The following is a 21855-nucleotide window of genomic DNA, read 5'->3' on the forward strand; positions in this document are numbered from 1 at the left end:
TTTTTTCTTTGCTGGAGAAGTTAAGATAGGAAGTTGAAATATTTCATGCTATAATGCTAACCGTTATGGTTGTCAGACAACCGTGTAGTGAAGAAAGGGGCATATGAAAAATGAACTATGCAAAATTAATTGACCACACATTATTAAAACCGGATACAAAAAAAGAAGCGATTGTTACATTATGTGAAGAAGCAAAAAAACATGACTTTGCTTCTGTCTGTGTAAATCCTACTTGGGTTGAAACAGCAGCTGAATTATTAAAGGGTACAGATGTAAAAGTTTGTACAGTAATCGGATTCCCGCTTGGGGCAAATACACCAGAAACAAAAGCATTTGAAACACAGGATGCGATTGCAAAAGGTGCAACAGAAGTGGATATGGTAATTAACATCGGTGCATTAAAAGATAAAAACGACGAATTGGTAGAGCGTGATGTTCGTGCAGTTGTTGAAGCTGCAAAAGGAAAAGCGCTTGTGAAAATTATTATTGAAACATGCCTACTAACAGAAGAGGAAAAGATTCGTGCTTGTGAGTTGTCTGTAAAAGCAGGTGTAGACTTCGTAAAAACATCAACTGGCTTTTCAACAGGTGGGGCAACAGTAGAAGATGTAGCATTAATGAGAAAAACAGTTGGACCAAAAATCGGTGTAAAAGCTTCAGGTGGAGTGCGTAACGGACAAGACATGGATGCAATGGTAGAAGCAGGAGCAACGCGTATTGGTACAAGTGCAGGCGTAGCACTAGTAAGTGGAAAAACAGCAACAACTGATTATTGATATAAAAGTGGAAGTGCCCTGTTTAGACCCGAATGGCAAAGGTTCTTTCTTGTGCGGAAGGTTCTTTGACGCGAGGGTCTGGGCACTGGAACTGGATAACATAAAAGCGGAAGCGACTCGTTTAGAACATGAGGACGTTGGAACTCTTTCCTACAAGGTGCTTTTTGCCTCGTAAGAAAGAGTGAAACGACCGATTGTTCTAGTCGCTGGGGCTAGATATAGACAAGAGCAGAAGGAGACTTCGGCTTATTTTCTCCTTCTGTTTTTACATGGCATGTAGGGCTAAAAAAGTCCGCTTTTATTCATAAGCAGATCCTCTCTTTTACTTAAAAGGAATGGTTTTATATTAGTCTTTTAATCCGTATATATAATATACAACAGTTATAATTCACAATCAGAATTGTAGAACTAGGGTATCTACTCTTCTTTTATTCTGTCAAATAGTTGACCTGAAGTGATAAAATGTATTATAATCGTAAAAGACATGCTGAAGAAGTGTTTCTTTTTGCATGCTGAAGTTAGTATGTAAGTGTGATGTTTCGGAGGGAGGGAAAGAGAATGTCAAAAACAGTCGTTCGTAAAAACGAGTCTTTGGAGGATGCACTTCGCCGTTTTAAAAGATCGGTTTCTAAAACTGGTACACTTGCTGAAGCAAGAAAGCGCGAGTTTTATGAAAAACCAAGTGTAAAACGTAAGAAGAAATCTGAAGCGGCAAGAAAGCGTAAATTCTAAGAGAGGGTGTAAGTTATGAGTCTTCTCGGTCGTTTAAACGATGATATGAAACAAGCGATGAAGAATAAACAAAAAGAAAAATTAACCGTCATTCGTATGGTTAAGGCTGCTTTGCAAAATGAAGGTATTAAACTGCAACATACTCTTACTGAAGAAGAGGAATTAACAGTTTTAGCTCGTGAAGTAAAACAGCATAAGGACTCCCTCCTTGAATTTAAAAAAGCTGGTCGTGATGACCTTGTTGATAAACTGCAAAGAGAAATTCAGATTTTAAACACGTATTTGCCGGAGCAATTAACAGAGGAAGAGCTTGCGAACGTAATTAAGCAAGTGATTGCTGATGTTGGTGCTGCTTCTAAAGCGGATATGGGTAAGGTGATGAGTGCTGTTATGCCGAAAGTAAAAGGTAAAGCAGACGGATCACAAGTGAATAAGCTGGTTGCACAGCTATTAGCATAAAAAAGCGTCTCATGGAAAATGAGACGCTTTTTTATGCTTTTTTCTGTTTGGACGTGATATTACAAGCTCTTTTTTCATACATATGGGATGAGAGGGGGTCTTGGAGATGAAGAAATTGTTACAAATGAAAAATTGGCTAACAAAGCAGATAGACCTTCCAGTGGATGTACTAATGGATCTACCTCGTATTACCCTTGTCGGGCAAGTACATATTTATATAGAAAATCATCGAGGGTTATTAGTATTTACAGATAAAGAGGTACGGTTGTTATTAAAACATGGTCAATTATTAATTAAAGGGCAATCATTTGTTATTAAAACAATTCTTCCAGAAGAACTTTTACTTGAAGGAATCATTGAACAAGTAACATTTTTAGAAAATGAGAAAAAAGAAACATGAAGTGAAACTTCCATAAGTGAAGTTTTCTTCTTATTTCGTTTCGTACGAGCTATTTGTAGGATAAAAGGTGAGGAAAGCACTGATTAGAATAGTGACGTAACACCTGTGCTTTTTGAGAAAGGTAGTGGGGCGGACGATGAAAAATCAATGGTTTACACGGTGGGTTGGGTATGTGAAAGTTCGAATCGAAGGTAGAGGAGTGGAACGCTTTATTAATGAGTGTGTCCGCAGAAATTTGCTTGTATGGGATGTTAAAAAGATTACAGAAGATACATTAGTATTTTGTATGTTGCTTCGCGATGTGAAGCGGTTAAGACCAATCTATCGAAAAAATGAATGCAAGCTATATTTTATTGGCCGTTTCGGTTTTCCGTTTTGGAATAAGCGTTTGCTCAAAAACAGTGGCTTTCTAATTGGATTTCTTATCTTTTTTTTCGGTATGATTGCTTTATCCAATATGGTTTGGAAAATTGAGATTACAGGAGCGAAACCAGAAACGGAATATATTTTGATGAAAGAATTGGACAAAATGGGGATTAAAAAAGGAAGGCTGCAATTTCAAATGCCGAGTGTCGAGGATGTTCAGCGACATTTAACAGATAATATTAATGCAATTACGTGGGCTGGTTTGGAAATAAAGGGGACAACATACCGTTTTAAAATTGTTGAAAAAAATGAGCCTGAGAAAGAGCAAGAGCGAAAACCACAAAATTTAATTGCGAAAAAAGAAGCGATAATAAAACAAACATTTGTGGAAACTGGGAAGCCGGTTGTAATGAAAAACGATTATGTGCAAAAGGGACAACTTCTTGTGTCGGGGATGTTTGGAAAGGAAGATAATCCAACGATTGTTTCTGCTAAAGGAATTGTATATGGAGAAACATGGTATAAATCTGAGGTGAACGTTCCGTTAAACACTCGATTTCAAGTATACACGGGAAATTCTTACAATGAACATTTTCTGCGATTTGGAAGTGTTAAAATAAAAATATGGGGATTTCAACATGATAAATATAAACGCTCTCGTACTGAAAGTGTGAAGCATGATGTGAAATTGTTTGGATTTACATTACCAATTGCTTATGAAAAAGAAATCGTCCGAGAAGAAGAAGAGGCGAATCGTGAATATACAGAAAAGCAAGCAATGAAGGTTGCAAAAGAAATGGCTGAAAAAGAACTAAAGAAAAAATTGGATGAACATGCTATGATTGTAAGTGATGAGATTTTGCGTAAAGAGGTTGAGGTGGGGCATCTAAAAGTCACATTACATTATACAGTGATTGAAAATATTGCAGAACCACAACCAATATCTGAATCCGATATTCAAGGAGACTGAGTAATGGCAGAACAATTAGTAGAAATGAACCAACAATTGGAAAATCACAACGAAGCAATTGCTCTTTTTGGAGTAAATGATGCTCATTTAAAAGTAATTGAAAGAGAACTTGGTGTATCAATTGTAACTAGGGGAGAAGCTGTTCGTGTATCTGGAACGGATGAGGCTGTAGCGCTCGTAGAAAAAATCTTACAGCAATTACTTGCTGTTATTCGCAAAGGTGTATCAATCTCTGAACGAGATGTTACATATGCAATTCAGCTTGGTCATCAAGGAAAAATAGCTCAATTTGAAGAGCTATATGAAGAGGAAATTTTTAAAACAGCAAAAGGTAAATCAATTCGTGTGAAGACAATGGGCCAAAGGCAGTATATTCATGCGCTAAAGAAGAACGATATTGTGTTTGGAATAGGGCCTGCAGGTACAGGAAAGACGTATTTAGCGGTGGTAATGGCTGTGCGAGCCTTAAAACAAGGGTATGTAAAAAAGATTATTTTAACAAGGCCAGCTGTAGAAGCAGGAGAAAGTTTAGGGTTTTTACCGGGGGATTTAAAAGAGAAAGTAGATCCTTATTTACGCCCTTTATACGATGCGCTTCATGATATTCTTGGGCAAGAATATACGCAGCGTATGATGGAGAGGGGAACGATTGAAATTGCACCTCTTGCATATATGAGAGGGCGAACGCTGGATGATTCTTTCGTTATTTTAGATGAGGCCCAAAATACAACGGGTGCTCAAATTAAAATGTTTTTAACTCGCCTCGGTTTTAGTTCGAAAATGGTTGTTACAGGTGATCCATCGCAAGTTGACTTGCCGAAGGGTGTAAAATCAGGACTTTCAGTTGCTGCACATGTTTTATCAGGTGTATCAGGGCTTTCGTTTGTTACATTAGATCAATCTGACGTTGTAAGACATCCACTTGTGCAGCGGATTATCGAGGCATATGATAAAATGGAATGATCCTATTTGTAAGGATCATTTCTTTTTGTATGATAAGGATAGATGAAGGGGTTGGCGAATAGCCTATTTTTTACTATCATTAAAGGGTGGACAAGTAGGTAATCGAATTTAGAGACCTGTTCATAAAAGAATTGGTAAAGATTAATAATTTGTGGGGGTAAAGAATACTCCTGCTGTTTAAAGTTTCACTTTATGTCTGGAGAGGAGAAGGTATTGAAATCATGTCAAGATCTCAAGAAATTTCTAGGTGGTTTCGTAACATACAACATTCGAAAAAACTAAGCTGGATTTCTTATATTTTATTAGGCGCGGTACTGTTTTTTGCACTAATGAACAATGTGAAACCAGAGCAACTAGATGTTAAAATGCTATCTATTTCGAAACAAACAATCCACTCTCCTATCAAAATCGAAGATAAAGTAACGACGGATAAAAAGAAGAGAGAAGCTGCCCAAAAGGTTGAAGATCAATATACATATCGAAGTGAATATAAGCAAAATAAAGTGGATATTGTAAACTCTGTCTTTGATGCGATAGAAGAAGTGGAAAATGAGACGAAGGCTGCCGGTCCTGATGAACAGAAAAAGATTTCGGCTGCAGAACGATTGGAAAAAGTAAAAAAGAAGTTGCCTACGGATTTAACAAAAAGTTTATCAGATTCCGTGCTATTGCAGCTTGTAAATGCTGAACCAGATCAATTGACGTTGGCAAGAGATGCTATGGTAACAGCGATTAATAATATTATGAGTACACACATTAAAATGAATGAAGAAAATGATGCGAGAGAGCGATTCGTCAATGACATACGCAATGTTAACGTAAATAGCGATTTAAAAGAAGCGCTTAATGCGCTTGGGAAATATGCAATTGAAGCCAATTATTTCTATGATTCAACTGCTACCAAAGATCGGAAGAAGTTAGCAGAAGATGCAGTTGCGCCTGTGTACATTCTTCAAGGACAAATTCTTGTGAAGGAAGGCGACACGATTACAAGAGAAGTATACGATCAGTTGAAATTAGTGGGGCTTCTTGAGCAAGGAAATACATTCCAGCCATTTGTAGGATTAGCAATTGTTATTGGTATACTCTTATTCTTTATGCATAAACAATTTGAATCGTTTTTAAAGTTAAAAAGAGAAGAAAAACCATATGTTTTAGCGTATACAACAATTGTAGCAATTACAGTTGTTTTGATGAAGATTATTAGTTTGTTTCAAAAATTGGAATACGCAGGAATCGCGTATGTTGTTCCAGTTGCGATGGGAACGATATTGGTAAAGCTAATGATTGGTGATCGTTTTGTTTTTATAACAAGTATAATTTTCTCCGTATGTGGGAGTATCATGTTTAATGAGGGTGTAACAAGTACACTAAATTATAGTGTAGGTATTTATGTTTTATTAAGCTCGTTATCGGTTAGTATCTTTTTGAAAGAGAAAAATCGACGAACGATGATTTTGCAAGCGGGGATACTTGTTTCTGTTTTAAATGTAGTTCTATTAGCTGCGTTATTACTTTTACGTAATGGGAATTTTTCACCGCTTGAAATTGGCTCGCAACTATTAATGGCGGCAGCCTCTGGTATTATCTCTTCCGTTTTAGCGATGGGAATTTTACCGTATTTAGAAAGTGGGCTTGGAATTGTATCAAGTATGAAGCTTATGGAACTCTCTAGCCCAAATCATCCGCTTCTTCGCAAAATTTTACTAGAAGCGCCAGGAACGTATCATCACAGTGTTATGGTTGCCAACCTTTCTGAGGCGGCTTGTGAGGCTGTTGGAGCAAATGGAGTTTTAGCGCGTGTAGGTGCGTATTATCATGATATAGGGAAAACACTGCAGCCTCACTTCTTTATAGAAAACCAAATGGGGATTGAAAACCCGCATGATAAATTAGATCCTGAAACGAGCAGAGACATTATTATTGCGCATGTGACAAATGGAGTAAAGATGTTAGAGGAACATCATATTCCCCAAGAAATTATTGATATTGCTGGACAACATCATGGAACGACATTACTTAAATATTTTTACTATAAAGCAATTAAAGAAGATAAAGAGAAATATACAGAAGACATGTTCCGTTATCCAGGATCAAAAGCGACATCAAAAGAGTCTGCAATTGTTGGGATTGCGGATAGTGTCGAAGCGGCAGTGCGTTCTATGAATCATCCAACACCCGATCAAATTAATAATTTAGTACAAAGTATAATAAAAGATCGTTTGCAGGACGGACAATTTAGTGAATGTAATTTAACATTTAAAGAATTACAAATTGTTGGGAAAACTTTATGTGAAACGTTAAATGGTATTTTCCATTCTCGTATTAAATATCCGGAACCACCGGAAGAAAAGGTGACAGAATGAGTTTATTAATAGATTTTTTTGACGAAACAGAAGAAGTAAAAGAGGAATATGTGAATATGATTCGTGATTTGCTAGAGCAAGCTGCGCGAATAGAGAGTGTAGAAGACGGAACGGAGCTTTCTGTTACATTTGTTGATAATGAACGTATTCAAGAAATTAATCGTGATTATCGTGATAAAGATCAACCAACAGATGTTATTTCTTTTGCGATGGAAGATATGAGAGAAGGCGAGATGGAGATTGTTGGGGTAGAAATGCCACGTATGTTAGGAGATCTTATTATTTCCATTCCAAGAGCGAAAGAACAGGCTGAAGAATATGGGCATTCCTTTGACCGTGAACTAGGATTTTTAGCGTTACATGGATTCCTGCATTTACTTGGTTATGATCATATGACAGATGAAGATGAAAAAGAGATGTTTGGAAAGCAAAAGGAAATTTTAGAGGCGTTTGGATTAGGTAGATGAGAAAAAGAAAACTTATAAAGAGTTTTGGATATGCTATAGCTGGTATATACTTTTGTCTTCGTCACGAACGAAATATGAAAATTCATTTTTTGGCCGCAGTTATTGTTATATGCTGCGGCTTTTATTTCCATGTAACGATAATAGAGTGGCTCATATTACTCATTACAATTGGAATTGTAATGAGTTTGGAAATGGTCAATACGGCGGTTGAAAAAACAGTTGATTTAGTAACAACGGATTTTAAACCATTTGCGAAAATTGCAAAGGATGTTGCTGCTGGTGCAGTGCTATTATTTACTGTTATAGCTGTCATAATTGGTGCTATTATCTTTTTACCTTATATGGTATAGTTGCATTCCGAAGCTTTTATTATGCTTTGGTAGCGGTAAGAACGCCGTTAATGAAAGTTTCATTTTATCTTTTCACAATTGAAAGCGGAAAGGATGCGAGGGCATGAACAGCAAAGAATTAATTCAAGAAGCGATCGAAGCGCGTAAACAGGCGTATGTACCATATTCTAAGTTTCAAGTAGGTGCAGCATTATTAACGGAAGATGGAAAAGTATACCGTGGATGTAATGTTGAAAATGCATCATATGGATTATGTAATTGTGCAGAAAGAACGGCTTTATTTAAAGCGATTTCTGAAGGAGATAAAGCATTTGTAGCGATAGCGGTTGTAGCGGATACAAACCGTCCAGTACCTCCTTGTGGAGCGTGCCGTCAAGTTATGATAGAATTATGTAAACAGGATACGAAAGTATACTTATCAAATTTACATGGTGACATTCAGGAGACAACAGTCGGAGAATTGTTACCAGGAGCATTTTTAGCGGAGGATTTACATGAATAGAAAAGGTTATAAATCAGGTTTTGTCTCTATAATTGGCAGACCGAATGTTGGAAAGTCGACATTTTTAAATCGTATTATCGGTCAAAAAATTGCTATTATGAGTGATAAACCACAAACAACTCGTAATAAAATTCAAGGTGTATACACAGAAAATGATTCACAAGTTATCTTTATTGATACGCCAGGAATACATAAGCCGAAGCATAAACTAGGCGACTTTATGGTGAAGATGGCACAAACGACATTAAAAGAAGTTGACATTGTATTATTTATGGTCAATGCAGCTGAAGGGTTTGGTCGTGGTGAAGAATTTATTATTGAGAAACTAAAAGAAACAAAGCAACCCGTATTTTTAGTAATCAATAAAATTGACCAAGTTCATCCAGAACAATTGCTAGAATTAATTGATCAATATCGTAAATTACATGAATTTGCAGAAATTGTACCAATCTCTGCATTGGATGGTAATAATGTTGAGGCGTTAATTGGGGCGATTAAAAAATATTTACCAGAAGGACCACAATACTATCCCGAGAACCAGGTAACAGATCATCCAGAGCGATTTATCATTGCGGAACTGATTCGTGAAAAAGTGCTTCATTTAACACGTGAGGAAGTACCACATTCGGTGGCGGTTGTGATTGATGCGATTCAAAAGCGTGAAGGTGGAGCCGTCTATGTAAATGCAACAATCATTGTAGAACGTCCATCACAAAAAGGAATTATCATCGGGAAACAAGGGAAGATGTTAAAAGAAGTTGGAAAGCGCGCTCGTTTTGATATTGAAGCACTTCTCGGTTCGAAAGTATTCTTAGAAGTATGGGTAAAAGTTCAAAAAGATTGGCGTAATAAAATGTCACAGCTTCGCGATCTTGGTTTCCGTGAAGATGAGTATTAATACAAATTAGGAAAAATTTTTCTCACATGAAAATGGACAAAACGGGTCATTTTAATAACAACAAAAGAAATTGGTTTATATGCTACGCTTACTGAGAAAGGTGGATTCTTATGCTAGATTTTACCTGGAAGTTTTTCTCCAAGACAGGAAGCATTGAGACGTATTTGCTTTTGAAGGAAATGGAAAAAGACGTAAACGATGAGATGGATCAACATGAAGAGGAGCTAGCACATCTAGATTCTCCAATTTCTTGACCCGTTTTGTTCAAACCTTGGATGGTGACGAACATGTTTCAAAAAGTTGAGGGAATTATTATCCGGACAACAGATTACGGAGAAACGAATAAAATTGTTACGATATTCTCACGTGAGTTTGGGAAAGTAAGTGCAATGGCAAGAGGAGCGAAAAAACCAAAAAGTAGGTTAGCATCTATTTCGCAACTTATGACACATGGTCACTTTTTAATCCAAATGGGGTCTGGACTGGGCACTTTGCAACAAGGTGAAATAATTTCATCTATGAAAGAAATTCGTGAAGATATATTTTTAACTGCTTATGCATCATTTATCGTCGAATTGACTGATAAAGCAACTGAAGATAAGAAACATAATCCGTACTTATTTGAAATGTTATATCAAACGTTGCACTACATGTGTGAGGGTGTTGATCCTGAAGTATTGTCTTTAATTTATCAAACGAAGATGCTTCCGGTACTTGGGATGCATCCGTACTTTGATACATGTGCAATTTGTCACCATGAAGCAGATTTTGTCGCCTTCTCTGTTAGAGAAGGCGGTTTTCTGTGCTCACATCATGCAGAGCAAGATCCATACCGTATTCCGGTAGGAGAGGCCGTTCATAAATTATTGCGTCTTTTTTATCATTTTGATTTAGCTCGCCTTGGTAATGTCTCTGTCAAAGATGGAACGAAGCGGCAAATGCGTACAGTATTAAATACATATTACGATGAATATTGTGGGATTTATTTGAAAACAAGGCGTTTTTTGGAACAACTTGATAAGTTTCAAATATAAAGAGGACCATAAATAGGTCCTTTTTACATACTTTCTTTTTCAAAAAGCATATTTAGTATATAATATTTAAGAGATAGTATAACTTTTTTCGTTTTGCATTGAAGGTGGTGATTATCATAGAACTGAATAAACGGCAAGAACATATCATTCAGATTGTAAAAGATCACGGTCCTATTACTGGGGAATCAATTGCGGCACAATTAAATTTAACGCGTGCAACTTTAAGACCAGACTTAGCGATTTTAACGATGGCAGGTTATTTAGAAGCACGTCCACGTGTCGGTTATTTTTATACAGGAAAAACTGGGGGACAGTTGTTATCAGAAGCTGTTAAGAAAGTTAAAGTACAAGATTATCAATCTAGACCGGTTGTAGTTGATAAAAATATTTCTGTATACGATGCGATTTGTACTATGTTTTTAGAAGATGTGGGTACTTTGTTTGTTGTTGAGCAAGCGACGCTTTTAGTTGGGGTAGTTTCTCGTAAAGATTTATTACGTGCAAGCTTAGGAAAGCAGGATTTAACATCGCTTCCGGTTAATATTATCATGACAAGGATGCCTAATATTGCAATGTGCCGTAGGGAGGATTCTCTATATGATGTTGCGATGGAATTAATAGAAAGACAGATTGATGCAATGCCAGTTGTAAAAGACATGAAACAAGGGTTAGAAGTTGTTGGTCGAATTACAAAAACAAACATTACGCGTGCATTTGTCAATTTAGTAAACAATGAATAAGTGTAATTTGTTTAAAGTGAGGTAATGTAATGGATAATAAAATCGTATATGTCGTATCTGATTCTGTTGGAGAGACGGCTGATTTAGTTGTTCGAGCTGCAATGGGACAATTTCCATTTGCTCCTGATATTAGACGTGTACCCTATGTGGAAGATGCAGGGACATTAAAAGAAGTAATTTCAATTGCAAAGAGTAATCAAGCGCTTATTTGTTTTACGTTAGTAAAACCAGAAATGCGTCAATATATGCTAACAGAAGCGGCAAAAGAGGGCGTAGAGGCCTATGATATTATTGGTCCTCTTATCGATCAAATTGAAGAGATTACAGGGCAAGTTCCAAGGTATGAACCTGGTGTTGTACGTAGATTAGATGAAGAATATTTTAAAAAGATTGAAGCAATCGAGTTTGCTGTTAAATACGATGACGGTAGAGATGCGCGTGGCATTTTGAAAGCTGATATCGTATTGATTGGTGTATCGCGTACTTCTAAAACACCACTTTCACAATATCTTGCACATAATAAACGCTTAAAAGTTGCCAATGTACCACTTGTACCAGAAGTGGATCCGCCTGAAGAATTATATCAAGTAGCAAAAGAAAAATGTTTTGGATTGAAAATTACACCGGATAAGTTAAATCATATTCGGAAAGAACGATTAAAGTCACTTGGATTAAGTGATGGAGCAACATATGCAAATATCAATCGTATTAAAGAAGAAATTGATCACTTTGAGAAAGTAGTAAGTAAAATAAACTGTCAAGTTATTGACGTATCAAATAAGGCGATTGAGGAAACCGCCAATATTATCGTGAATGCAGTGCAAAACCAAAAAATGTTTTAGCACATTTACCATAGGTGAATGTGTTTTTTTCGCTCGGACCGCTTTTTACTTATAAATAGCTAGATGAAAATTTAAAGGATATGTAGCGAAGTTGAAGAAAATATATTATAATAAAAAATTGTGATAAAAAGGTACATTTTACGTTTAGACTTTAATTTTTCAGAATAAACTAGGGATAGGATTTACGGAAAAGGTATACACTTACGTAAAATCGACAAAAATCCGGACAAGAAAACGCGCATCATGGAAGGATTCACAGAAGGGATGTAGAATACAGAAATATGCAAAACATCAATAAGGTTCTAGTTGATGCAGATGCATGTCCTGTGAAGGATGAAATTCCATGTCGAAATTTTGTTTGTCGCATCCTACGCCCATCGTTCGAGAAAACAGCAAGGAAATTGGATATATGTAGATTCTGAACAAGATGAAGTGGATTTTTATATTTATAAACACGCTAAATCTTCAGATCTCGTGATCACATAGGATATGGGACTTGCTGGTCTTCTTGTGAAAAAAGGAGTATACGTATTATCTCCACGAGGTACATTTGTGACGGATGAGCAAATGGATACAATTTTATATAGTAGATATGTATCTGCGAAGTTACGCAGACAAGGGACCTATACAAAAGGTCCAAAATCATTTTCAACGCACGATCGACAATGTTTTTTTACAAATTCAGAAAAAATATTGTCGAATTATAAAGGAATCCTTTAATTTGTATCGAATACAAAATACGACACGGAGATGGAGTTATGGGAAACAGAATTCCCGAAGAAGTTGTTGAACAGATTCGGACATCATCTGATATTGTAGAAGTGATTGGTGAGTATGTTCAGCTCAGAAAGCAAGGACGTAACTATTTCGGCCTTTGTCCATTCCATGGTGAGAATTCACCCTCATTTTCTGTTTCATCAGACAAACAAATTTTTCATTGCTTCGGATGTGGAGAGGGAGGAAATGTTTTTTCGTTTCTCATGAAGATGGAAGGACTCTCTTTCATAGAAGCTGTGCAAAAGCTTGGAGAAAGAAATAATATTTCGGTTGTAGATTATACATCGGGACAAGAACAGCAAGAGAATATATCTGATGACAGTGTCATTATGTTACAGGCTCACGAACTTTTGAAAAAGTACTATCACCATCTTTTAGTGAATACTGAAGAGGGAAATGAAGCTCTCTCTTATTTGTTAAATCGAGGTATTACAAAAGAGATGATTGCAAAGTTTGAAATTGGTTATGCATCTCCAGCTTGGGATGCGGCAGCAAAAATATTACAAAAAAGAGGTTTTTCGCTAGCAACTATGGAGCAAGCTGGTTTACTTGTAAGGAGTGAAAGGGATGGCAGTCATCATGATCGTTTTCGTGGAAGGGTCATGTTTCCGATTCACACACTGCAAGGGAAAGTAGCAGCGTTTAGTGGAAGGGCATTAGGAGATGATACTCCGAAGTACTTAAACAGTCCAGAAACACCTATTTTTCACAAAAGTAAGTTGCTGTATAACTTTCATCAAGCAAGATCGTTTATCAGAAAACGAGGGCAGGTTGTTCTATTTGAAGGCTATGCTGACGTATTAGCTGCTGTGAAAAGCGGGATTGAAGAATCAGTTGCGACAATGGGAACAGCTTTAACAGAAGAGCAAGCAAAACTTCTGCGACGTAATGTTGAAACTGTTGTTCTTTGCTATGATGGTGATAAAGCAGGAAGAGAAGCGACAATGAAAGCAGGTCAATTGCTAGTGCAAGTTGGCTGTCACGTCAAGGTTACTTCATTGCCAGATAAGCTTGATCCTGATGAGTATGTGCAACAATATGGAACAACGGCGTTTGAAAATCTTGTAAAGGCTAGTATAAGTTTTGTTGGATTCAAAATAAATTACTTGCGTTTAGGGAAAAATTTGCAAGATGAGTCTGGTAAAGAAGAGTATGTGAAAAGTGTTTTAAAAGAGTTAGCTTTATTGCAAGATGCAATGCAAGCAGAGTCATATTTAAAATCATTATCGCAAGAATTTTCTTACTCAATGGAAACACTTTTAGGCCAATTACACCAATATCGCAAAGAACAAAAGGTACAGCAAAAACAAACGAAGCAAATTTCTAAACCGCCTCAAATCGTTCAGGCAAAGCCGAAATTTTCAGGTTTTGAAAGAGCGGAAAGAGAGCTCATTTACCATATGCTACAGAGTGCAGAAGTTGCTTTCCGTATCGAACCTCATATAGAAGATTTTCATACGGAAGAACATAAAGGGATTTTATATGAACTATATGCATATTATGAAAAGGGAAATGAACCTTCAGTCGGGAATTTCTTGAGCTGGCTCTCTGATGAGAAAATGAAAAATATTATTACGAATATCTCAACGGATGAATTCATTAATCCAGAATACACGGATGAGGTATTACAAGGTCACTTAGAGGCGTTAAGTCGTCATAAGCAAAAATTGAAAAAAATGGAAACTATTTTTACCATAAAGCAAATGGAAAAAACAGATCCAGTAGAAGCTGCGAAATTTTATGTAGCATATTTACAAAATCAGAAAACAAGAAGATAGCTTTTTGTATAAAATTTTATTATAATGAATGTTTGTATCTCGCGTAAGGAGGGGAACAAATGGCTGATAAACCAGCTCGTTCTAAACAAATTGAAACTGATATGACCCTTGAGCAAGTGAAAGAACAACTCACTGAGCTCGGAAAAAAACGTGGCGTTCTTACATATGAAGAGATTGCAGAACGCATGAATGGATTTGAAATTGAATCCGATCAAATGGATGAATATTATGAATACTTAGGTGAACAAGGAATTGATTTAGTTGGTGACAACGATGAAGGTCCAAATCGTCATCAAATCACAAAGACTGAAGAAGAATTCGATTTAAATGATTTAAGTGTGCCACCAGGTGTGAAAATCAACGATCCTGTTCGCATGTATTTAAAAGAAATCGGCCGTGTCGACTTACTATCTGCTGAAGAGGAAATTCGACTTGCAACACGCATTGAAGAAGGTGATGAAGAAGCGAAGCGCCGTCTTGCGGAAGCGAATTTACGTCTTGTTGTAAGTATTGCAAAACGATATGTAGGCCGTGGTATGCTCTTCTTAGACTTAATTCAAGAAGGAAATATGGGTCTAATTAAAGCTGTTGAAAAGTTCGATTATCGTAAAGGTTTTAAATTCAGTACGTATGCAACTTGGTGGATTCGCCAAGCAATTACACGTGCTATTGCAGACCAAGCGAGAACAATTCGTATTCCAGTTCATATGGTTGAAACAATTAATAAATTAATCCGTGTACAGCGTCAATTGTTACAAGATTTAGGACGTGAACCATCTCCAGAAGAGATTGGAGAAGAAATGGATCTTGCTCCAGAAAAAGTACGCGAAATCTTAAAGATTGCACAGGAGCCAGTTTCTCTTGAAACACCAATTGGTGAAGAGGACGACTCACATTTAGGCGATTTTATCGAAGATCAAGAAGCAACATCACCTGCGGACCATGCAGCGTATGAGTTGCTAAAAGAACAATTAGAAGATGTGTTAGACACTCTAACAGATCGTGAAGAGAATGTTCTACGTCTTCGTTTCGGTTTGGATGATGGACGAACTCGTACGCTTGAAGAAGTTGGGAAAGTATTCGGCGTAACGAGAGAGCGTATTCGTCAAATTGAAGCAAAAGCACTTCGTAAATTAAGACATCCAAGCCGTAGCAAACGTCTAAAAGATTTCTTAGAATAGGTTTCTTTTTAAGTTTACTTCACCTTTGTGAAGTAAACTTTTTTATTTTGTTAATTTTTGTTAAGATTTAGCTGTAAGTAACGATTACAATTCTTGTAATTTATTTTACAGAATTGTCTTTTGATTTGCAAATGCTCATTTTTCGATTTTTCGATTAATTTCGTTTATTCTATACAAAAATATATGCAGAAAAACAAAAAATATGATGAGAAGAGTTGATATTTATCAAAATAATATGTGATAAAAGAGAGATAATCAATAAACTGAATTTATGGAATATTTTTAACAACTGATAGTTTTGTCTTTTCTGATAGAATGTTTTCAAGTACAATGGAAATAACTGAATCATCTAACTATTAGGGGCGTAGAGGGGGGAGAAAAAGTATGAAACGTAATCCGTTGATTCCGTTTGCACTCATTGCTGTAATAGGGATTGTTATTATGTTTGTATTTTCGTTTGAGGGGTTACATAAATCTAAAGAGTTAGCCGATGCGAAAAATGGGGGGAAACCAGCGCAAACGGCTTCGAAACCAGAAGATATTGTGAAACAAAGTTGTGCAAGCTGTCATGGTGATCAGTTGCAAGGTGCGGTAGGGCCTAACTTACAAAAAGTTGGTGGAAAACTTTCCAAAGATGAAATTAAAGAAGTAATTGTAAAAGGGAAAGGGAATATGCCACCAAATTTAATTCCAGCTGATCAAGCTTCTAAAGTAGCTGATTGGTTAGCGAAGAAAAAATAAGGTGAATTTTTAATCTGTGAGAATTTTAGGGTTCTTATGTAGTGGGATACGACTAAAAAAACAAGTTCTTTGCTTATTGGCGGGGAGCTTGTTTTTTCTTTTACCCTAAAATCAGATGAAATAAATGAATTGTTTTGTTTCTTTACTTGCAACAAGGACTGTAAATTCATTATCATGGAGACAGACTGACAAGTGAAGGAGCAATGGGAATAAATGAATGAAGTGAAGCTTTCAAAAAGATTAGAAGAAGTAGTACGGGAAATTCCGGTAGGATCTACAGTTGCAGACATTGGTTCTGACCATGCGTATTTACCGTGCTATACAATTATAAATCATATTGCTACAAAGGCAGTAGCAGGAGAAGTGGTAGATGGGCCATTCCGTTCTGCACAAGCTACAGTAGCAGAAAGTGGCTTGCAAGAAAAGGTAGACGTTCGAAAAGGGAATGGGTTAGCTGTCATTACACCAGGAGAGGTTGATGTGATTACGATTGCTGGTATGGGTGGCGCGTTAATTCGTGATATTTTGGAGAGCGGAAAAGAAAAACTAAATGGTGTAAAGCGTTTAATTTTACAACCGAATATTGCCGCACATCATATTCGTGAATGGTTCATTGAAAATGGTTGGGAGCTTATTCATGAAAAAATTATAAAAGAAGACGGCAAAATTTATGAGATTTTAGTTGGAGAAAAAGGAAATCCTTTAGCACCTTACTCTGAAAATAAACAAGCTGAGCTATTTATTGGACCGTTTTTGATGAAAGAAAAGAATGATGCTTTTATTGAGAAATGGGAAGGTGAATCAAAAAACTTTCAAAATATCTTGAAGCAACTAGAACGCGCAGCAAATTCGGAAGACACAAAAGCAAAACGGGATGAAGTAGCAGAGAAAATGAAAATGATAGGAGAGGTTTTATCATGAGTAAAATTCCAAATGGGCATGAGATAATTTCTTTATTTGAAAGTATGTACCCAAAGCATCTCGCGATGGAAGGTGACAAGATTGGCTTGCAGATTGGGGCGTTAAATAAGCCGGTTCAGCATGTATTAATTGCATTAGATGTTACAGAAGCAGTTGTAGAAGAGGCGATTCAAATAGGAGCGAATGTAATTATTGCTCATCATCCTCTTATTTTTAATCCATTAAAAGCGATTCATACAGATAAGGCTTATGGAAGAATTATTGAAACTTGTATCAAAAACGATATTGCTGTTTATGCGGCACATACAAATGTCGATGTAGCAAAAGGTGGAGTAAATGATTTACTGGCTGACGCGTTAGGATTACAAAATACAGAAGTATTGGTTCCGACATATTCGGAAGAAATGAAAAAGATTGTTGTATTTGTGCCTGTAACGCATACAGAAGAAGTTCGAAAAGCTCTTGGAGATGCAGGCGCAGGTTATATCGGCAACTATAGCCATTGTACGTTTAATAGTGAAGGGATAGGTACATTTATGCCGGGAGAGGGCACAAACCCTCATATAGGCGAAACTGGACAGCTAGAGCGAGTGGAAGAAGTAAAGATTGAAACGATTATTCCAGCTTCACTAGAGCGAAAAGTCGTAAAAGCGATGTTAATGGCTCATCCGTATGAAGAAGTGGCTTATGATGTGTATCCGCTTGATAATAAGGGAGAAACATTGGGACTTGGTAAGATTGGGTATTTACAAGAAGAAATGACATTAGGGCAGTTTGCTAATCATGTGAAATCGTCATTAGATGTAAAAGGAGCACGAGTTGTTGGGAGTTTAGACGACAAAGTGCGGAAGGTAGCAGTGCTTGGCGGTGATGGGAATAAATATATTACGCAGGCAAAATTTAAAGGGGCAGATGTCTATGTGACAGGTGATATGTATTATCATGTTGCACACGATGCGATGATGCTCGGATTAAATATTGTGGACCCAGGACATAATGTTGAGAAAGTAATGAAACAGGGTGTGCAAAAACAATTGCAACAAAAAGTGGATGAGAAAAAATTCGCGGTACAAATTCACGCTTCAGAGTTACATACAGATCCGTTTACTTTTGTATAAACAGTGTAATAAAAAATCCGTTGCTAGCAAATTAGCAACGGATTTTTTTATTGTTGTTTTTTTACCTTTACGCGCGGCAAGATTTTTTGAAGTGGTACGTTTCGTTTACGTTCCCAAGTTGCTGGGTTCATTGGATCGTACTGTTCTAAAAAGGCGATTACTTCTTTTGTAATTGGCGTTGGTGTAGATGCCCCTGCAGTAACAGCGACATTTTCAATACCTTGTAGCCACTCTAATTGAATTTCGCTTACATCTGCAACGCGGTATGCTTTTGTACCAGCAATCTCTTGTGATACTTGAGCTAGACGATTTGAGTTATTGCTTTTAGGGTCACCAACAACAATCGTTAAATCAGCTACATCTGCTTGCTTTGCAACCGCTTCTTGACGAACTTGTGTTGCTAAACAAATTTCTTTGTGAAATTCAGCTGTTGGGAATTTTTTCTGAATGTCTTCCATCAAGTGCTGAACGTCCCATTGGCTCATTGTTGTTTGATTTGTAACTAAAATTTTATCTGTTGGGATTTCGAGTGCTTCCAAGTCATTTGCCTTTTCAATGAGATGGACGATATCTGGTGCAATACCGACAGCGCCTTCTGGTTCTGGATGTCCTTTTTTTCCAATATAGATTACATGATATCCTTCTGCTTTTTTTGTTTCAATAAGGTCATGTGTTTTTGTAACATCTGGACATGTTGCATCGATTGTTGTTAATCCTTTTTCTTTTGCACGTTGTTTAACTTCTGGAGAAACACCGTGTGCTGTAAAAATAACAGTACCAGAATCAATTTTATCTAAAATCTCTAATCGACTTGGGCCATCTAATGTAATAATGCCGTCTTCTTCGAAAGCATCAGTTACATGTTTGTTGTGAACAATCATACCTAAAATATAAATGGGTCTCGGTAATGTTTTATCTAGTGCAGCGTTGCGTGCAATAACCATTGCGTCAACAACACCGTAGCAATAACCACGAGGGGAAATTTTAACAATTTTCATATGAGTAATCCTCTCCTTCTAAACAAGGGATCCTTTTTTGTACATAGTCTTTTTCATTATAAAGGAGGAGCGGACAGAAAACAAAGGATTGTTAAACATATAGTTTTGGTTTTGTTACCATACGCGGAATATCCTCTTTCGGAAGATCTTGTTCAATAACTGGTTCTAAAATTATTTTCTTTCTTTTTTTCTTTTTTGAAGGTGGTGGAGGTGTAGTGATTACTTCCACCTCTTCCGTTGGTTCTTCAGCAGCACCTTTTCCAGAAGTAAGAATTTTTACGATGCTGGGTATGCTGCGAACAATGGGGCCGTACTGCTGGACGACAGGTCCGACAGATTGAGCAACTTGAGCCACCTTTTCAATGTTATTTATCATACCAGTGGGATTCGAGAGTAAGTTGGAAAAGAAGCTACCAATACCACCGCTAGATGTCACCGGCGCTGAGCCACGTGTTTCGTTCTGAGGGGGTATCATTTGAGTTGGCATCATTTGGGGTGGCATTGTGTGTTGTGATGGCTGCATATAAGGCTGTTGATGTTGGTGCATCATCGGTTGGCCCTCCATTTGTCGATAGGAAGGAACCATCTGCATATAGGGATGGGTTGGATCATGCTTTTGGAATAGTTTTGCGAGAAATCCTTTCTTTTTTTGCATCATAGGAGGTAAATTAGGTATGGGATATGGAGTATATGGTTGTTGTTGATTTGCATACATTTGCCCCATAGGGGATTTCGGATACATAAGAGAAATCCTCCTTTCTTCAGTTAGGTATATACACATACAATATGCAATGAAAAGAAATAAGGTTAGTTTTTGAAATGAAAACCTAAACTAAAGATGGATTTTACTATTAGATTTCGATATAATGTAGACTTGACTGATTTGTGCGCGCAGTAGAAATTTTAGAAAGAAGGTGTAACTTATGACACTACAAACTTTTACACAGTATGATTTTCAACCATTTTTAATAGATGCAGTTCGTGACCTACGCTTTTCAGAGCCGACAGAAATACAAAAGAAAATTTTTCCGGTCGTGAAAAAAGGTGTGAGTGTAATTGGACAATCCCAAACAGGTTCTGGGAAAACACATGCATACTTACTCCCTACTTTAAACAGAATTAATGCAAATCGTGAAGAAGTACAACTTGTTATTACAGCGCCTACTCGTGAGTTAGCACAACAAATTTATCAAGAGATTGTGAAGTTAACAAAGTTCTGTGCGGAAGAACAAATGATTACAGCACGTTGCTTAATCGGAGGAACAGACAAACAACGATCAATTGAAAAGCTGAAAAAGCAACCTCATGTTGTTGTTGGAACACCAGGGCGTATTAAAGATTTAGTGGAAGAACAAGCTCTATTTGTTCATAAAGCAACTACTATTATCGTCGATGAAGCGGATTTAATGCTTGATATGGGATTCATTCAAGATGTAGATAAAATTGCAGCACGCATGCCTAAAAACTTGCAAATGCTTGTTTTCTCTGCAACGATTCCTCAAAAATTAAAGCCATTTATGAAGAAGTACATGGAGAATCCAGAGCATATTCATATTAATCCGAAACAAGTTGCGGCAGGGAATATTGAGCACTATTTAGTACCTTCTAGACATCGCAATAAGATTGAATTAGTGAAAAATATGTTACTTCAATTTAAGCCATATTTAGCAATCGTCTTTACAAATACGAAAAAAATGGCAGATGAAGTTGCGAATGGATTAACAGAGCGTGGATTAAAAGTTGGGCGTATACACGGTGATTTATCTCCGCGTGATCGTAAAAAAATGATGAAGCAAGTTCGTGACTTAGAGTTCCAATACATTGTCGCAACGGACTTAGCAGCACGTGGTATTGATATTGAAGGAATAAGCCATGTAATTAACTATGAACTTCCTTCAGATTTAGATTTCTTCGTTCACCGCGTTGGGAGAACAGCACGCGCTGGCTATTCAGGTATTGCAGTGACTATTTATGATCCAGCAAACGAGGAAGCAATAGATAGCCTAGAAAAACAACGTAACATTACGTTTAAACATGTAGACTTACGTGGCGACGAATGGGCAGATTTAGGTGAGCGTCGTCGTCGTAAAAGCCGTAAAAAGCCAAATGATGAGTTGGATGTTATGGCAACAAAAGTTGTTAAAAAACCGAAAAAGGTCAAGCCAGGTTATAAGAAAAAATTGGCAACTGAGCGTGAAAAAGTGAAGAGAAAATATAGCCATAAGAAAAGATAAGGGGAGATCCCTTATCTTTTTTTATTGCGCTATTTGCGGGCAACACAGATTAAAGTTTCACTTTATCTCCTCGTGTTGAAAGAGTAATGAGCTTATTGTTGTATATATCCAACTGGATTTCCCGAAAAATAAATCGCTGCTATGAAAGCAAAAGAAGCTCTCCACTCTCTTCCCACCTAAAAAGAATGGTTTTTACTCAGTTTTTCAAATTGTGTTTATATACATTCTTTTATGAACAAACA

23 protein-coding genes and 1 pseudogene are annotated in these 21855 nt (G+C 36.9%); 22 read left to right on the forward strand and 2 right to left on the reverse strand.

Going from position 1 to position 21855, the window contains the following annotated elements; translation table 11 throughout:
- Positions 1-110: 110 nt before the first annotated feature.
- The 21 genes and pseudogenes from deoC (at position 111) to CN373_RS17120 (ending at position 18381) form a co-directional block, all read left to right on the forward strand.
- Positions 111-776 carry a deoxyribose-phosphate aldolase gene (gene deoC / locus CN373_RS17010; RefSeq protein ID WP_001104932.1) on the forward strand — a complete coding sequence of 222 codons (666 nt, stop codon included), beginning with the start codon at positions 111-113 and terminating at the stop codon, positions 774-776.
- 558 nt (positions 777-1334) lie between these two features.
- Positions 1335-1508 carry a 30S ribosomal protein S21 gene (gene rpsU / locus CN373_RS17020; RefSeq protein WP_000048061.1) on the forward strand — a complete coding sequence of 58 codons (174 nt, stop codon included), beginning with the start codon at positions 1335-1337 and terminating at the stop codon, positions 1506-1508.
- A 15-nt stretch (positions 1509-1523) separates the two neighbouring features.
- Positions 1524-1967, forward strand: a complete 444-nt coding sequence (locus CN373_RS17025; RefSeq protein ID WP_000054564.1) for a GatB/YqeY domain-containing protein — start codon at positions 1524-1526, stop codon at positions 1965-1967.
- Between the two features lie 106 nt (positions 1968-2073).
- The gene (yqfC, locus tag CN373_RS17030; RefSeq protein WP_002057789.1) at positions 2074-2367 is read left to right on the forward strand and encodes a sporulation protein YqfC; all 294 of its coding nucleotides are present in this window, start codon (positions 2074-2076) and stop codon (positions 2365-2367) included.
- A 136-nt stretch (positions 2368-2503) separates the two neighbouring features.
- Entirely contained in the window at positions 2504-3703 is a 1200-nt protein-coding gene (gene yqfD, locus CN373_RS17035) for a sporulation protein YqfD (protein ID WP_000795989.1), read from the forward strand.
- Between the two features lie 3 nt (positions 3704-3706).
- Positions 3707-4666: a PhoH family protein gene (locus CN373_RS17040; protein ID WP_000840502.1), complete on the forward strand. Its 960-nt coding sequence runs from the start codon at positions 3707-3709 to the stop codon at positions 4664-4666.
- Between the two features lie 221 nt (positions 4667-4887).
- The gene (locus CN373_RS17045) at positions 4888-7032 is read left to right on the forward strand and encodes an HD family phosphohydrolase (RefSeq protein WP_000091518.1); all 2145 of its coding nucleotides are present in this window, start codon (positions 4888-4890) and stop codon (positions 7030-7032) included.
- Positions 7029-7499, forward strand: coding sequence for an rRNA maturation RNase YbeY (gene ybeY, locus CN373_RS17050; RefSeq protein ID WP_098359772.1), 471 nt, complete (start codon positions 7029-7031; stop codon positions 7497-7499). The genes CN373_RS17045 and ybeY overlap by 4 nt, the downstream gene beginning before the upstream one ends.
- Positions 7496-7849, forward strand: coding sequence for a diacylglycerol kinase family protein (locus CN373_RS17055; protein ID WP_098359773.1), 354 nt, complete (start codon positions 7496-7498; stop codon positions 7847-7849). The genes ybeY and CN373_RS17055 overlap by 4 nt, the downstream gene beginning before the upstream one ends.
- Before the next feature lie 103 nt (positions 7850-7952).
- On the forward strand, positions 7953-8351 hold the full coding sequence (locus CN373_RS17060; RefSeq protein ID WP_001085019.1) for a cytidine deaminase: 399 nt from the start codon (positions 7953-7955) through the stop codon (positions 8349-8351).
- Entirely contained in the window at positions 8344-9249 is a 906-nt protein-coding gene (era, locus tag CN373_RS17065) for a GTPase Era (RefSeq protein ID WP_001080232.1), read from the forward strand. Before CN373_RS17060 ends, era begins: the two co-directional genes overlap by 8 nt.
- A 110-nt stretch (positions 9250-9359) precedes the next feature.
- On the forward strand, positions 9360-9503 hold the full coding sequence (locus CN373_RS17070) for a YqzL family protein (RefSeq protein ID WP_000883924.1): 144 nt from the start codon (positions 9360-9362) through the stop codon (positions 9501-9503).
- Between the two features lie 33 nt (positions 9504-9536).
- Positions 9537-10283, forward strand: coding sequence for a DNA repair protein RecO (gene recO, locus CN373_RS17075; RefSeq protein ID WP_000487003.1), 747 nt, complete (start codon positions 9537-9539; stop codon positions 10281-10283).
- Between the two features lie 107 nt (positions 10284-10390).
- Positions 10391-11023 (forward strand): helix-turn-helix transcriptional regulator, encoded by a 633-nt coding sequence (locus CN373_RS17080; protein WP_002057804.1) that lies wholly within the window; start codon positions 10391-10393, stop codon positions 11021-11023.
- 29 nt (positions 11024-11052) lie between these two features.
- Positions 11053-11865, forward strand: a complete 813-nt coding sequence (locus CN373_RS17085; RefSeq protein WP_000368932.1) for a pyruvate, water dikinase regulatory protein — start codon at positions 11053-11055, stop codon at positions 11863-11865.
- A 281-nt stretch (positions 11866-12146) separates the two neighbouring features.
- Positions 12147-12585: pseudogene (locus CN373_RS25875) on the forward strand (YaiI/YqxD family protein).
- 38 nt (positions 12586-12623) lie between these two features.
- Positions 12624-14420, forward strand: a complete 1797-nt coding sequence (gene dnaG / locus CN373_RS17100) for a DNA primase (protein ID WP_000528236.1) — start codon at positions 12624-12626, stop codon at positions 14418-14420.
- A 59-nt stretch (positions 14421-14479) separates the two neighbouring features.
- Positions 14480-15601 (forward strand): RNA polymerase sigma factor RpoD, encoded by a 1122-nt coding sequence (gene rpoD / locus CN373_RS17105; RefSeq protein WP_000764055.1) that lies wholly within the window; start codon positions 14480-14482, stop codon positions 15599-15601.
- A gap of 384 nt (positions 15602-15985) precedes the next feature.
- Positions 15986-16342 (forward strand): cytochrome c550, encoded by a 357-nt coding sequence (gene cccA / locus CN373_RS17110; protein WP_000828153.1) that lies wholly within the window; start codon positions 15986-15988, stop codon positions 16340-16342.
- A 213-nt stretch (positions 16343-16555) separates the two neighbouring features.
- The gene (locus tag CN373_RS17115; protein ID WP_001006533.1) at positions 16556-17263 is read left to right on the forward strand and encodes a tRNA (adenine(22)-N(1))-methyltransferase; all 708 of its coding nucleotides are present in this window, start codon (positions 16556-16558) and stop codon (positions 17261-17263) included.
- Positions 17260-18381 carry a Nif3-like dinuclear metal center hexameric protein gene (locus tag CN373_RS17120; RefSeq protein WP_000036204.1) on the forward strand — a complete coding sequence of 374 codons (1122 nt, stop codon included), beginning with the start codon at positions 17260-17262 and terminating at the stop codon, positions 18379-18381. Before CN373_RS17115 ends, CN373_RS17120 begins: the two co-directional genes overlap by 4 nt.
- 47 nt (positions 18382-18428) lie before the next feature.
- Here the strand turns inward: CN373_RS17120 and CN373_RS17125 are convergent, their stop codons facing one another.
- Both CN373_RS17125 and vrrA read right to left on the reverse strand, forming a co-directional pair.
- A complete protein-coding gene (locus CN373_RS17125; RefSeq protein ID WP_000706664.1) occupies positions 18429-19379 on the reverse strand; it encodes a 4-hydroxy-3-methylbut-2-enyl diphosphate reductase in 951 nt (316 codons plus the stop codon).
- Between the two features lie 91 nt (positions 19380-19470).
- On the reverse strand, positions 19471-20121 hold the full coding sequence (gene vrrA, locus CN373_RS17130; protein ID WP_098359774.1) for a VrrA/YqfQ family protein: 651 nt from the start codon (positions 20119-20121) through the stop codon (positions 19471-19473).
- A 181-nt stretch (positions 20122-20302) separates the two neighbouring features.
- Between vrrA and CN373_RS17135 the strand changes: the two genes are divergently transcribed.
- Positions 20303-21613, forward strand: coding sequence for a DEAD/DEAH box helicase (locus CN373_RS17135; RefSeq protein WP_098359775.1), 1311 nt, complete (start codon positions 20303-20305; stop codon positions 21611-21613).
- Positions 21614-21855: the final 242 nt, after the last annotated feature.

Source organism: Bacillus cereus (assembly GCF_002561295.1).
Classification (GTDB): Bacteria; Bacillota; Bacilli; order Bacillales; family Bacillaceae_G; genus Bacillus_A; species Bacillus_A cereus_S.

Coding starts and splice junctions, on each gene's coding strand:
- deoC (WP_001104932.1), top strand. CDS start 111: ATGAACTATGCAAAATTAATTGACCACACATTATTAAAACCGGATACA.
- rpsU (WP_000048061.1), top strand. CDS start 1,335: ATGTCAAAAACAGTCGTTCGTAAAAACGAGTCTTTGGAGGATGCACTT.
- CN373_RS17025 (WP_000054564.1), top strand. CDS start 1,524: ATGAGTCTTCTCGGTCGTTTAAACGATGATATGAAACAAGCGATGAAG.
- yqfC (WP_002057789.1), top strand. CDS start 2,074: ATGAAGAAATTGTTACAAATGAAAAATTGGCTAACAAAGCAGATAGAC.
- yqfD (WP_000795989.1), top strand. CDS start 2,504: ATGAAAAATCAATGGTTTACACGGTGGGTTGGGTATGTGAAAGTTCGA.
- CN373_RS17040 (WP_000840502.1), top strand. CDS start 3,707: ATGGCAGAACAATTAGTAGAAATGAACCAACAATTGGAAAATCACAAC.
- CN373_RS17045 (WP_000091518.1), top strand. CDS start 4,888: ATGTCAAGATCTCAAGAAATTTCTAGGTGGTTTCGTAACATACAACAT.
- ybeY (WP_098359772.1), top strand. CDS start 7,029: ATGAGTTTATTAATAGATTTTTTTGACGAAACAGAAGAAGTAAAAGAG.
- CN373_RS17055 (WP_098359773.1), top strand. CDS start 7,496: ATGAGAAAAAGAAAACTTATAAAGAGTTTTGGATATGCTATAGCTGGT.
- CN373_RS17060 (WP_001085019.1), top strand. CDS start 7,953: ATGAACAGCAAAGAATTAATTCAAGAAGCGATCGAAGCGCGTAAACAG.
- era (WP_001080232.1), top strand. CDS start 8,344: ATGAATAGAAAAGGTTATAAATCAGGTTTTGTCTCTATAATTGGCAGA.
- CN373_RS17070 (WP_000883924.1), top strand. CDS start 9,360: ATGCTAGATTTTACCTGGAAGTTTTTCTCCAAGACAGGAAGCATTGAG.
- recO (WP_000487003.1), top strand. CDS start 9,537: ATGTTTCAAAAAGTTGAGGGAATTATTATCCGGACAACAGATTACGGA.
- CN373_RS17085 (WP_000368932.1), top strand. CDS start 11,053: ATGGATAATAAAATCGTATATGTCGTATCTGATTCTGTTGGAGAGACG.
- dnaG (WP_000528236.1), top strand. CDS start 12,624: ATGGGAAACAGAATTCCCGAAGAAGTTGTTGAACAGATTCGGACATCA.
- rpoD (WP_000764055.1), top strand. CDS start 14,480: ATGGCTGATAAACCAGCTCGTTCTAAACAAATTGAAACTGATATGACC.
- cccA (WP_000828153.1), top strand. CDS start 15,986: ATGAAACGTAATCCGTTGATTCCGTTTGCACTCATTGCTGTAATAGGG.
- CN373_RS17115 (WP_001006533.1), top strand. CDS start 16,556: ATGAATGAAGTGAAGCTTTCAAAAAGATTAGAAGAAGTAGTACGGGAA.
- CN373_RS17120 (WP_000036204.1), top strand. CDS start 17,260: ATGAGTAAAATTCCAAATGGGCATGAGATAATTTCTTTATTTGAAAGT.
- CN373_RS17125 (WP_000706664.1), bottom strand. CDS start 19,379: ATGAAAATTGTTAAAATTTCCCCTCGTGGTTATTGCTACGGTGTTGTT.
- vrrA (WP_098359774.1), bottom strand. CDS start 20,121: ATGTATCCGAAATCCCCTATGGGGCAAATGTATGCAAATCAACAACAA.
- CN373_RS17135 (WP_098359775.1), top strand. CDS start 20,303: ATGACACTACAAACTTTTACACAGTATGATTTTCAACCATTTTTAATA.